The following is a 12,065-nucleotide window of genomic DNA, read 5'->3' as shown; positions in this document are numbered from 1 at the left end:
CTTTTAATATTGAAATAAATCAGCTTGGATTTGTCCACTTTGTAAAAAAAGCGACTTTTCTTGCCGGCACTAAATAAGCAATGGAGTAGTTTGTATCAAAAAGAAACGGAGGCTAATGATGACATTCACATCATGTTACTAGGCCGGCCTTATACTGTTTTATCCACTGCTATGAACAATAATATTCCTGAGATTATTGAGCAAATAGGCGTTAAGGCTTTTTACATGGATATGCTGCCCTCCCGGCCATCCGAAATTTCTAAAATAGAAGAATTGCTGAAAACAATAAAATGGAAATTTGCCTCGAAAATCCTTGATGCAGCTGAAGTGGTTGCCACAACAGAAAACTGTTATCCGGTGCTAATTACTTCATTTAAATGCACACCCGACTCTTTCGTTATTGAATACTTCAAAGATATCCTCGAAACCTACGGAAAACCATATTTAATTTTGCAACTGGACGAACATGATTCCACCGTAGGTTATGAGACACGAATTGAAGCCGGTGTTCTGGCGTTTCGGAATCACCGCAACAGGCTTTTGGCAAAAAAGGAACCTAAAACATTGATAGAGCCATCTTTCAGGGAGCGTATGGCATCAAATCAGGAATGGCAAACAATCATCAAATCACTTGTTCGTGATGCTTCAAATATTCTTAAATCCCATTCCATTGATTTTAAATATTTCAGCAGCTTCATACAGCAAATTGAAAACCAGGAAAACCTGTTATCCGGGTCAGTATTATCCGGGATGAAAAACATTAAGAATAAAACACTGTTACTGCCATCGTGGGACCAATATGTAGGGCCGCTGTTGGAAGCGGTGCTTCAAAACAGTGGTATTGACGCGCGCCTGGTAGATAACCGGGATGATTCGATACGACGCAGTCTTAGCTTTAATACCGGACAGTGTCTGCCTTTGAATATAATAGTGCAAAATGCCATTGATTATATGGAACTGAACCGGCTCAATCCATCCGATACGGCGGTATGGATCATGAAGTCGAATCTCTCCTGCAACCTTAACATGTTCCCTCTTTATATGCATAAGATACTGAACGATTACGGTAAAGGTTTGGAGGAGGCTTCCGTTTATGTTGGTGATGTTGTATTCTACGATTTTTCTTTACCTACTGCTATAAATGCTTATCTGGCCTATATGTTTGGTGGATATATTCGCAGGATTGGCTGCAGTATCCGTCCCTATGAAAAAGTTAAAGGAAGCACGGATAAGGTATTACAGGAAGTGTTGTTAAAGCTTAAAACAGCCTTTAGGAATTCAAAACCGGAGGAACAAGTCCTCAGGGAAATTATGAATGATTTGGCAGCGGTTGAAACGGTCATGGAAAAGCGGCCGAAAGTAGCCATTTTCGGCGATCTGTATGTGCGGGACAATGATTATATGAACCAGGATCTTATAAAAACGATTGAAGAGAACGGTGGTGAGGTGATTACGACTCCGTTTAGTGAGTACATGAAAATAGTGGTGGATCCACAATTGGAAAGAAGCTTTATGGACGGGCGTTATCTTAATTATGTGAAAATTAAGTTTCTGAAATCGTTGATACCTCTGGTGGAGGAAAAATATAAAAAATACTTTCGTTGGTTTAATGGTGAGGAAGTAGTTATCACGCCCCAAGAAACAGACGAATGGTTAAATCAGTTTGGGTTGAACATCATGCAACGGGGCGAATCCTTCGAAAACATCCTTAAAATCCAGCGACTGATTAAACAATACCCCGATCTGGATTTATTGGTGCAAACGAATCCCTCCTATTGTTGCCCGTCTCTGATTACAGAAGCTATGTCATCAAGAATTGAAGAGTTAACGGGTGTGTCGGTTGTGACAATTGAATATGACGGAACGTCGGGGAAGAAGAACGAAGATGTGATTCCATATTTAAAGTATCGGCAGAAAAAAGCTTAGCGATCTGCTTTACATGGGGAGCGGAAGGTTAGAGAAACACCAGGTGTTGAAGGGGTTGGATTGCGTAACAGGATTTCAACCCGCCATATGCATTAGAAATTCTATTACCCATTGAAATTACTGTAAAACAAGACACTTCGTTGCCTCACTTCAACTCACCGGAACGATGCTCCCGAAAGTAATCGGGACAAGTGATGCCCCGTTTCAGTAATGCCTTGTTTTATTGTACTTGCCATGCTCATGACGAACCTCCAATACATAATCCGGGTTCAATGCATATGGCGGGTTAATTATATCATGGCCATTTTGTTATCGCCATGAGCATTGACGCAACGCCAATGACGCATTTTTTCCAAGTGAATGATGGCCGGTTATCTTCTGCCCGCGCGGGTAGCACCGTTTATTGAAAGCTCACCACCGCTTTTTGCCGCTTGCCATCCATTAAAATCTCCAGTGCATTATCAAACTCCACGTGCGTAAAGTATTCGGTTTGGTGAATCACCTTTTGTTGTTTGAGTACTTCGAAATTAACGCGTTCGGCAGCTTTGTTGTGATGCACCGAAAAATAGCCCACGTTCATAGCCGTCACATTATGGAAAAAGTGGGAACCCAGCGAAGCATCCAACGGAAAATCCTCCAGCCCCATCTCAACAATAACCTTGGCATACGATATCTGCGACCAGAGCACGGGAATGCCGGTAAACTTATCGCGCGTGCCCCATCGGCCCGGGCCTATCAACAGGTATTCTTTTCCGATCCGTTCCATTTCCTTGTTTAAAACAGCCATTTCTTTGGCCATTTCATCGGTTTTGGTGCGGCTAAACTTTTCGGGGTTCATAAAAATAACATCTTTGATGTACTCTATCTTTCCATTGCCCATTCCCTTTTCCGAGGTTATTATTACCTTCGATTCATCAACCTGATTAAAGTTAACTTTTACATTGTTTTCAACCCGTATCATTGGTTTAATTTGAAGTAAGTAAAGAATGGGATTCTGGTTTTCCGTATTCAGTTGGACTGCAAACTCAATCTCTACGGGTGCGCCCATGGCCTCCTTAAAAAATTTAAGCAAGAATTCCAGGCTCTTGGCTAAAGGAAAATAATCGTACTTAAGTATGCTGGCAAAGTTGATGATGCGCGGCCCTTTTTTGTCGAGGTTATTGACGATTCGGTCGTAACTGAAGTCGTACACGGAGGCGCATAGCCTAAGGTTGCCATCTTCCTCGGCCTCCTTGACGGGTAGCTTTTGGATAAAGGAGTCCTGGTGATATTGCTTCACATCAAATTCTCCCAGGTTCAGGTCCAGCGCATAAAAATAGGTTTGCGAATCTTTCATTTGATCCTGAATTGAGTTGAGTTCCAGGTTCGGGTATTTGGGGCAGAAACGCCATGCCTTTTCTCCGCCAACCACGTATTTGCCGAGTCCGACCCCTAAGACCGCAAAGCCATCTTCCGGTTTCATGTACGAAAAAGGGTAATAATTGTAGCTTTGGGCAATTCCGCTGATATGCGGGTAAAAACGGCTGTGAGCCTCTTCACCAACGACTTTTTGAATGATGATAGCCATTTTTTCCTCCTCAATTTTATAATTGACAGCCTCGAAATAGGCTCTGGCCGAAGGACTGAACATGGAAGCATAAACGAGTTTTACGGCAGTGGCCAACTGTTGAAACCGAACCTCTACATCGGGATGGTTGTTGGGCAGCATAAATGTTTCGTACACACCGGCAAAGGGTTGTAGCAGCGAATCTTCGAAAAGGCCCGAAGAACGCACGGCCAAAGGTTCGCTGATTACTTCGACGTATTTGTGAAGTTGATTTTTAATGCGCTCGGAAAACGAGGATCGAAGGAAAAACTCACGGACACTATCGTACTCTTGCTCGACGTAAATTTTATGATAAAGCTTGTTTTTTTGTATAAAATTGGTGAACTCATCGGCACCGATAATGGCTGTGGTAGGTATGCGAATGCCAATCCCGGGCAACAAGCTTTTAAAATCAATGTTTTCCACAAAGTGACTGAGAAATGCCAATCCCCTGCCCTTGCCACCAAAGCTGCCTTCCCCAATTCTGGTCACGTATCGGTCGCTGTCGATGAGCGAAGATTCAAAGAGTATCACACGACCCCGCAACCGTTCTATTTTTACTTCCTCAAATATATTCAGAATAGCCTGGCGAAGTTTATGTGAACTGTCGAAATCTTCGATTTTATAGGGTCTTAGCCTTTGTGCCATGTTGATTTCGCCGCGCGCCATTAACCAGGTGCTGACTCCGTTTCTTTTGGCATGGTATAAAAGCGATTCTGCCGCAACTTCTTGAATACATCGGGTAAATTCCTTCAGGTTGCGTGCCACAGCAACTTGTATGCCCCTGGAATTTTTAAACACAAAATTTCCAAACCCCAGTTTGCGATGAATAAAGTCGAAAATGTCCTGGGAAAGTGATTCGGAGTTTTTATCAATAAAGTCAGATCCGATTTCGTTGGCTTTGATCGCATTTGCAGGGTTTGATGACTGCAGCAGGGTGGGAAGGCTGGTCAGCGATTTGACATGCTTAATGAGCTCCACGCCGGCGTTTTCGTCATCTACACCATTGCGTTTGTATTTTACATCCGAGATTACACATATCAGGTAAGATTTGTATTTTTCTATAATCTCAATCGCATCTTCATAGTTGCTGACCAATAGGATTTTTGGGCGGGCACGCATTTTCAATATCTTATGCAATTGATCATGCCCTTCCTCTGCCAGCACTACTTGTGTTTGTTTCATGATGATGGAATATAGCATGGGAAGATAACGCGTATAATATTTTTGCGAATCTTCGACCAAAAGGATTACCCTCACATCGCCAATCTTGGTATCATTGGCCACGTTCAATTTATCCTCCACATATTTAATCATGGCCAGGAACACTTTTGAATCGCCGTTCCACACAAACACCTTGTCGATATATTTCACGTTGGGTCCGGATTCATCAAAAAACCTCAGGTCGCTGTTGTTGTTGACCATAGCCAACAATGGCATTTCCGGCGCTTTCCGCTTGATGATTTTACTGGTTTTGACGGGGGTTGTTTTATCCAGTCCTACCATTAATATCACCATGTCAAAGTGGCGTTTCCCCATTAATTCCAATGCTTCTTCCGCATTGGATACCGAAGTCACACGAGGAGCGGTATAAAGGTTGAGCTGCAGGAATTCACCATAGATGCGGTCAAAAAAACGTCCTTCCCTTATAATAGAATATGCGTCGTAGTAGTTGGCTATCAGCAAAACCTCTTTTACCTTAAACTCCATTAACTCGGTAAAAATATCCTGGTCGCTCTTTTTCCGATTGTAAATGCTACTTAATCCCGATGGGGTATTGGTTTCCATTGTCTCCTGCTTTTTCGTGACTCGAAGTTACTAAGTTACTAAAATAGGTTAATCCTACCATGATAGATGTTAGTCCGGAAAATAACAATTTGCCGGATGTATTGTTAAATGGATAGATAGCAGAAGAATATGGAAAGCAAATTAATCCAACCAATTTTGTTTTATGACGGCGATTGCGGCCTCTGTAGCTTTGCCGTGCGTTTTATTCTTAAATACGAGAAGGCGAGTAATCTTACATTTGCCCGTTTGCAATCGGATGTGGCCGGCAGGCTGCTGCCCGGCGAATTAACCGGGGAATTGGATTCGGTGGTACTCATGGAGAACAAACAACTGTATATAAAAAGCAATGCCTTGGTTCGGATATCAAACTACCTTAAGTTCCCTTATAACTTATTAACGGTATTAAAGCTTATTCCAAGGCCAATGCGGGACTGGTTGTATGACTTGGTGGCCAGGAACAGACATCGCCTCTTTAAACAAAGTTGTTTGTTGATGAATGAGGAAATAGCAAACCGGTTTGTCAACGAATAAATTAAATAAAGAGTTCACCCTTTAAAAAGGTCTTGCAGGTGCCCCCAATAAATACGCGATCTCCTTTTAATTCACAAGTTAAATTTCCACCTCTTCTGCTTAGTTGAGCAGCTGTAAGGCTGTCTTTTTTCAAACGCTTTGCCCAATAAGGCGTCAGTGTTGTATGGGCAGAACCGGTAACCGGATCTTCGTTTATGCCTGTTTGAGGGCCAAAAAAACGGGAAACAAAATCTGTGTTTTCTCCCGGAGCCGTAATAATCAGTCCTCTGCAATCCAATTGCCGGATCAAGTCGAAATCCGGAACGTATTCCGCTATGTGCTTCTCCTTTTTAAATACAAACATCAAATCCGTTTTTCCTCTATACACCTCTTCTACCAGATATTCGGTATCCAGCTTCTTCAGTTCGGGCAGTTGGTTGACTTGTTGGATGGTGTCAACAGGAAAATCCAAGGTGAGATATTCAAAATTGTTATCTACCTTTAGTATTCCACTTTTGGAGTGGAAAATTACCTGATCCCCTTCGAAATCTTCGTGGGTAAATAAAATGTGTGCTGCAGCTAAAGTTGCATGACCACATAAATCCACTTCCGTAGTCGGAGTAAACCACCTTATATGAAGTTTGTTATCAACAGGTGCAATAAAACCGGTTTCGGCAAGGTTATTCTCGCTTGCGATTTTTTGCATCAAGTCTTCGTCCAGCCATTTGTTAAGTTTGACAATAGCGGCCGGGTTGCCCTTGAAAAGCTCATCCGCAAAGGCGTCTACAAGATAAATTTGGGTATGCATAAGGTTTATTTTTTTTTACCCGGATTGCGTAATAGAAAAATCTTTAAAACGTTATACGATAAGTAACTTTACCTTTTAATATCTATTTGCAATGGGGATGTCGGGTTATTCATATTTGTAATATACAATAAAATAAGAAAATCTCAAGAACATCACAGCAAAAAAAACATACATCAAAACAAAGTAACCTTTTGCGAATAATACACGTTATAAAAATTAGGTATGGCTTAGCTTAAACACAATTATTTGGAATGAAATTAATTAAACCACTAATAACATTCTAATATGAAATGTTTAACGTTGCATATGCACCTTTGTACGCAGAAAAGCCAAGCGATTTTTAATCAAAATTGTTGACTATGTTAGAGCATCAAAAGAAAGTTTTACTGGGGGTGGCCAAAAATCCTCGACGTTTTAGAAAAGAGATAGTTAAGTCTTTAAGCTGGCTTAGCCAGGCGGAAGCCAAAGAACTATACGAGTGGGTTAAAAAGGAATTTGGAACATACTACTCACAAATGTTAAGCGAGGTGTTTTTCGGAATGTCCGCGTAAAACAATAAAATCCTGTCAAATCAATTTAAAAGCAAATTAAATTTTGATATTTCAAAAAATATCTTAAAATTTGCCGTTGCTAACAATTTATAAGCAAATGACAAAAATAATGAACAATACATGGTGGTGGCACTGGCTTTTTCTAATCTGGAAGAGGTGAGACGCTACGCTATGATATAAGATATATAAATGGCTTGCCGAAACCTCGGTAAGCCATTTTTTTTTCAATGAATTCAAACCGCAAAAAATTAAAAAGACGAATGAAGTCGATAAATATTAAAAGTTTAGCAAAAAAAGTTCCGGCCAATATAGCTGACATCATAACGCCGGTTAGCATTTATTTAAAACTTCGCGATTTGTACCCCAATACGATTTTGTTGGAGGGCTCCGATTACCATGGAAACAACAACTCTCAATCGTTCATCTGCTTTCAGCCCATAGCGGAATTCAAAGTGAGCCACGGGGTAGTAGAAACAACCTTGCCCAATGGTAAAATTGTTAAAGGAGAAAACCCGGAAATAAAGGATGTACCTGCGCAATTAGATGCATTTTTGAATTTATTTAAAGTGGAATTACCGGATCATGCGCCAAAAGTCAACGGTTTGTTCGGCTATTCGTCATACGATGCGGTGCAATACTTTGAATCCATTAAGTTTAAAAATGAGGTAGTAGAAGAGTACGAGATACCCGAAATAAGATATAATTATTACAAGTATGTTTTGGCTTTCAACCATTTCACGAACCAGTTAAATTTAATCGAGAATCTGCCCGTTGGCGAGGACAGTGAATTGGACGAAATACTGGATTTGCTGCACAACCGTACGGTACCCAATTTTAGTTTTCAGCCTGACAGTGATGAGGTTTCCAATGTAACTGACCATGATTTTATAGAGATGGTAAAAAAAGGCAAAGATCATTGTTACCGGGGCGATGTGTTCCAGATTGTGCTTTCGCGACAGTTCAAGCGCAAGTATTCCGGTGATGAGTTTAATGTTTACAGAGCTTTGCGCAATATTAATCCATCGCCTTACCTATACTTTTTCGATTACGGGAGTTATAAAATATTGGGTTCGTCGCCTGAGGCCCAGTTGGTAATTGAGAACGGTGAGGCAACCATTAATCCCATTGCCGGCACATTTAAAAGGACCGGTGATGATATAAAAGACAAGGAGCTGGCCGAGAAGCTGAGTAACGATCCCAAAGAAAACGCCGAGCATGTGATGTTGGTCGATTTGGCCCGAAACGATTTGAGCCGTAACTGCGAGGATGTAAAAGTGAAGACCTACAAAGAGGTACAGTATTATTCCCATGTTCTTCACTTGGTGTCTGATGTTAGAGGTCAATTGCAAAAGGATTCCAATACCTGCCGGGTCATGGCCGATACCTTTCCGGCAGGAACCCTTTCGGGAGCGCCCAAGTTTATGGCCATGGAGCTGATTGATAAATATGAAAACCAAAACCGCGGATATTATGGGGGGTGTATTGGTATGTTAGGTTTCGACGGCTCCTTTAATCAGGCCATCATGATTCGCTCATTCCTATGTAAAAACAACACTTTATATTATCAGGCCGGAGCCGGAGTGGTTTCCGAATCCGTTCCGGAGAGTGAGTTGGCAGAGGTGAACAATAAGCTGGGAGCGTTGAAAAAGGCAGTGGAATTGGCGACCGAGTTTTAATTTTAATTTTTTTTTGAGCATTGATATACGAATAGAATAAAATCTGTATCTCCGTGTTCTTGTATAGATATTTTAAAGATGAAAAAAATATTAGTCTTCGATAATTACGATTCATTCACCTACAACCTGGTACATTACATCGAGGAAATTGTTGGTTATAAAATAGATGTGATCCGTAACGACCAGATTCCGTTGGACGAACTTGAGAAATACGATAAAATACTGCTGTCTCCCGGGCCGGGCATTCCCCGTGATGCTGGAATTTTGATTCCCTTGATTCAAAAATATGGGGCAACAAAAAGCATTATGGGCGTGTGCCTCGGACATCAGGCCATCGCTGAGGCATTTGGAGGTTCTATCTCAAATTTGCCCAAGGTTTATCATGGTGTCGCAACTCCCGTATCAATAATAGCGGATAGCGAAATCCTTTTTAAGAACATTCCTAAAGAAGTAAATGTGGGAAGATACCACTCATGGGTAGTGAACGAGGAAGATCTGCCGGATTGTTTTACCGTCACCTCGCGCGACAAGGAAGGGAGAATAATGGGCATCCATCACAATACATATGATGTGCGCGGAGTTCAGTTTCATCCGGAATCCATACTGACGGAACACGGTAAAACAATGATGAAAAACTGGTTGGACGCATAAGTGTCCCGAATTGATTATCAAACGTCTAATAATCTTATAAAATGATTAAAGATATTCTTAAAAAGCTCTTTGAGTATAAAAAACTGACCCGAACGGAGGCCAAGGAGATGTTAATTAATATAGCTGCCGATAAGTACAACGGCTCGCATGTGGTGGCGTTTCTTTCGGTTTACATGATGCGACCCATCAGTGTGGAAGAATTAAGCGGTTTCAGGGATGCCTTGTTGGAACTTTGCCGAAAAATAGACCTTTCGGAATTTGATGCAATAGACATTGTGGGTACCGGGGGTGACGGAAAAAACACCTTCAATATTTCCACTTTGTCGTCGTTTGTGGTGGCCGCCGCGGGATATAAGGTGACCAAGCATGGAAATTATGGCGTGTCATCGGCAAGCGGATCATCAAACGTAATGGAGTATTTAGGGTACAAGTTTACGAACGATGAGGATGCCTTAAAAAAACAGACCGATAAAGCGGGAATCTGCTTTTTGCATGCGCCACTGTTTCATCCTGCCATGAAGGCGGTGGCCCCTTATCGCAAGGAACTGGGCTTGAAAACATTTTTTAATATGTTGGGGCCGTTGGTAAACCCGTCTTTTCCTAAGAGCCAGTTATTGGGTGTTTACAGTTTAGAACTGGCAAGGTTGTACCAGTATTTATTTCAGGGCACAGATAAAAACTACGCAATCATTCATAGCTTAGACGGGTACGATGAGATTTCCCTGACAGGTGATTTTAAGTCCATCACCAACGGGGGAGAACAGTTGATTTCTCCGGAACAATTGGGCTTTGAACGCATAAGTCAGGAAGCTATTTTTGGAGGGGACACGGTACCCGAAGCAGCCAAGATTTTTACCGATATATTGAAGGGTGACGGAACCGAAGCGCAAAACTCGACTATTTTCGCCAATGCGGCAACAGCCATCCAATGTATAGATAAGTCCAAATCCATGGAAGAAGCAATAGATCTGGCCAAGGATTCTTTGCTTTCAGGAAAGGCTAACCAAGTGTTAAAATCATTAATAGAAATAAATTAGATAAGGGGAGGTTTTGTATTTTGAAGCTGCAAATCGTCTCATGTCAGGATACCTACATATCGATACTTTAACAGGAAATGAATATTTTAGAGAAAATAGTTGCTCAAAAAAAGATTGAAGTTCAGCGGCAACAAGAGTTTACTAGTGTAGAAAAACTTAAAGGTTACGATTCCTTTCAAAAGGAAGTGCCTTCATTAAAGGCTTTTCTGCAAGATAAAAACCACAATGGCATCATATCCGAATACAAAAGAAAATCGCCGTCAAAGGGCGTGATCAACAGTATGTCAACAGTGGAGGATGTAGTGCCTTTGTACGAAAAGGCTGGCGTAAGCGGGATTTCGGTTTTAACGGATTCCGAGTTTTTTGGCGGTAACAAAAGCGATTTGGTAGCCGCGCGCAGGGTCACTACCGTTCCCATCCTCCGAAAAGATTTTATGATTTCACCTTATCAGGTATATGAGGCCAAAGCGATTGGGGGAAGTGCTATTTTATTGATCGCTGCCATATTATCATATCAGGAGGCGGAAGAATTGTCTAAATTAGCCAAGGATTTAGGGTTGGACATTCTGATGGAAGTTCATAGCAAAGAAGAGTTGGATATTGTAAATTCGCTGGTAGATGTGGTTGGCGTCAATAACCGTAACCTGAAAACTTTTGAGGTCAGTTTACGACAAAGCATCGATTTGGCACAAGCCATGCCTGATGAGATGGTGAAAATATCGGAAAGTGGGATTTACACACCCGAGGATATCTTCCTGCTTCGGGAACATGGCTTTCAGGGATTTCTGATAGGAGAGAATTTCATGCGTACCAAGAATCCGGGTCAGGCCTGTATCGAATTTTCGGAAGCCATTAAACAAAACGGCGTGACCCGAACGGCAAAATAAATGTTTTACATGATATATCCACCTAAAATAAAAGTCTGCGGAATGCGCAACAGGGAAAACATTGATGCCATTGCCGCATTGCAGCCAGATTATATGGGCTTTATTTTTTACGCCAAATCGCCTAGGTATATCGGAACGGATTATTCTCCGGAGAATATTCATCATTTGCCGGAAAGGATCAAGAGAACGGGCGTTTTTGTAAATGCTTCGGAGCAGGAAATAGCCAAAGCAGTTACCCGGTACGAGTTAAACGCGGTGCAATTGCATGGTAGTGAGTCGGTGGAGCTTTGCCTGATGGTAAAGCAAATGGGGGTGGAGGTGATTAAAGCATTTCAGGTGGATGAGGATTTTGAGTTTTTCGATTTGAAACCATATACAGAGGTCTGCGACTTTTACCTTTTCGATACCAAAACCAAAAACTATGGTGGAAGTGGGCATAAGTTCGATTGGAAGATTCTGGACAGATATGATAATAACAAACCCATTTTTTTAAGTGGAGGAATCACCAAAGATGATGTAGAAGACATCAGGAAACTTCAGCATTTGAATATTTTTGCAGTGGATATCAACAGTAAATTCGAAACCGAACCGGCCATGAAAGATGTGGAGTCGGTTTCCGATTTTGTAAGTAAGGTAAGAAGCTAGT

At 41.6% G+C, this 12,065-nt stretch carries 10 protein-coding genes; 8 read left to right on the top strand and 2 right to left on the bottom strand.

The window, feature by feature from the left end; all coding sequences use genetic code 11:
* Positions 1-60 precede the first annotated feature (60 nt).
* On the top strand, positions 61-1,926 hold the full coding sequence (locus tag ACT29I_RS18090; RefSeq protein WP_444794061.1) for an acyl-CoA dehydratase activase-related protein: 1,866 nt from the start codon (positions 61-63) through the stop codon (positions 1,924-1,926).
* A gap of 400 nt (positions 1,927-2,326) precedes the next feature.
* On the opposite strand, the gene ACT29I_RS18085 is transcribed toward ACT29I_RS18090, so the two are convergent.
* Complete coding sequence (locus ACT29I_RS18085) at positions 2,327-5,299, bottom strand: PEP/pyruvate-binding domain-containing protein (RefSeq protein ID WP_430935789.1); 2,973 nt, start codon at positions 5,297-5,299, stop codon at positions 2,327-2,329.
* Positions 5,300-5,428: 129 nt separating this feature from the next.
* Between ACT29I_RS18085 and ACT29I_RS18080 the strand changes: the two genes are divergently transcribed.
* On the top strand, positions 5,429-5,830 hold the full coding sequence (locus ACT29I_RS18080; protein WP_430935787.1) for a thiol-disulfide oxidoreductase DCC family protein: 402 nt from the start codon (positions 5,429-5,431) through the stop codon (positions 5,828-5,830).
* A gap of 1 nt (position 5,831) precedes the next feature.
* Here the strand turns inward: ACT29I_RS18080 and ACT29I_RS18075 are convergent, their stop codons facing one another.
* Positions 5,832-6,617: a PhzF family phenazine biosynthesis protein gene (locus ACT29I_RS18075; RefSeq protein ID WP_444794060.1), complete on the bottom strand. Its 786-nt coding sequence runs from the start codon at positions 6,615-6,617 to the stop codon at positions 5,832-5,834.
* A gap of 359 nt (positions 6,618-6,976) precedes the next feature.
* Here ACT29I_RS18075 and ACT29I_RS18070 point away from each other — a divergent pair, with 359 nt between their 5' ends.
* The 6 genes from ACT29I_RS18070 to ACT29I_RS18045 all read left to right on the top strand — a co-directional run bounded on the left by ACT29I_RS18070 (position 6,977) and on the right by ACT29I_RS18045 (position 12,064).
* Positions 6,977-7,168: a hypothetical protein gene (locus ACT29I_RS18070; RefSeq protein WP_430935783.1), complete on the top strand. Its 192-nt coding sequence runs from the start codon at positions 6,977-6,979 to the stop codon at positions 7,166-7,168.
* Between the two features lie 260 nt (positions 7,169-7,428).
* A complete protein-coding gene (locus ACT29I_RS18065) occupies positions 7,429-8,844 on the top strand; it encodes an anthranilate synthase component I family protein (RefSeq protein WP_444794059.1) in 1,416 nt (471 codons plus the stop codon).
* Positions 8,845-8,922: 78 nt separating this feature from the next.
* Positions 8,923-9,495, top strand: a complete 573-nt coding sequence (locus ACT29I_RS18060) for an anthranilate synthase component II (RefSeq protein WP_430935779.1) — start codon at positions 8,923-8,925, stop codon at positions 9,493-9,495.
* 41 nt (positions 9,496-9,536) lie between these two features.
* Entirely contained in the window at positions 9,537-10,532 is a 996-nt protein-coding gene (trpD, locus tag ACT29I_RS18055) for an anthranilate phosphoribosyltransferase (protein WP_430935777.1), read from the top strand.
* A 77-nt stretch (positions 10,533-10,609) separates the two neighbouring features.
* The gene (gene trpC / locus ACT29I_RS18050) at positions 10,610-11,419 is read left to right on the top strand and encodes an indole-3-glycerol phosphate synthase TrpC (RefSeq protein WP_430935775.1); all 810 of its coding nucleotides are present in this window, start codon (positions 10,610-10,612) and stop codon (positions 11,417-11,419) included.
* Between the two features lie 42 nt (positions 11,420-11,461).
* The gene (locus ACT29I_RS18045) at positions 11,462-12,064 is read left to right on the top strand and encodes a phosphoribosylanthranilate isomerase (protein ID WP_430935773.1); all 603 of its coding nucleotides are present in this window, start codon (positions 11,462-11,464) and stop codon (positions 12,062-12,064) included.
* The last annotated feature ends 1 nt before the right edge of the window (position 12,065 follow it).

Source organism: Saccharicrinis sp. GN24d3 (assembly GCF_052400645.1).
Classification (GTDB): domain Bacteria; phylum Bacteroidota; class Bacteroidia; order Bacteroidales; family Marinilabiliaceae; genus Saccharicrinis.
The sequence above is the reverse complement of the archived record's forward strand: the minus strand, read 5'-3'. Positions and strand labels throughout refer to the sequence as shown.

Bases quoted from the DNA above. Each gene is read 5' to 3' on its own strand.
- ACT29I_RS18085 (WP_430935789.1), bottom strand. From the start codon at position 5,299: ATGGAAACCAATACCCCATCGGGATTAAGTAGCATTTACAATCGGAAA.
- ACT29I_RS18080 (WP_430935787.1), top strand. From the start codon at position 5,429: ATGGAAAGCAAATTAATCCAACCAATTTTGTTTTATGACGGCGATTGC.
- ACT29I_RS18075 (WP_444794060.1), bottom strand. From the start codon at position 6,617: ATGCATACCCAAATTTATCTTGTAGACGCCTTTGCGGATGAGCTTTTC.
- ACT29I_RS18070 (WP_430935783.1), top strand. From the start codon at position 6,977: ATGTTAGAGCATCAAAAGAAAGTTTTACTGGGGGTGGCCAAAAATCCT.
- ACT29I_RS18065 (WP_444794059.1), top strand. From the start codon at position 7,429: ATGAAGTCGATAAATATTAAAAGTTTAGCAAAAAAAGTTCCGGCCAAT.
- ACT29I_RS18060 (WP_430935779.1), top strand. From the start codon at position 8,923: ATGAAAAAAATATTAGTCTTCGATAATTACGATTCATTCACCTACAAC.
- trpD (WP_430935777.1), top strand. From the start codon at position 9,537: ATGATTAAAGATATTCTTAAAAAGCTCTTTGAGTATAAAAAACTGACC.
- trpC (WP_430935775.1), top strand. From the start codon at position 10,610: ATGAATATTTTAGAGAAAATAGTTGCTCAAAAAAAGATTGAAGTTCAG.
- ACT29I_RS18045 (WP_430935773.1), top strand. From the start codon at position 11,462: ATGCGCAACAGGGAAAACATTGATGCCATTGCCGCATTGCAGCCAGAT.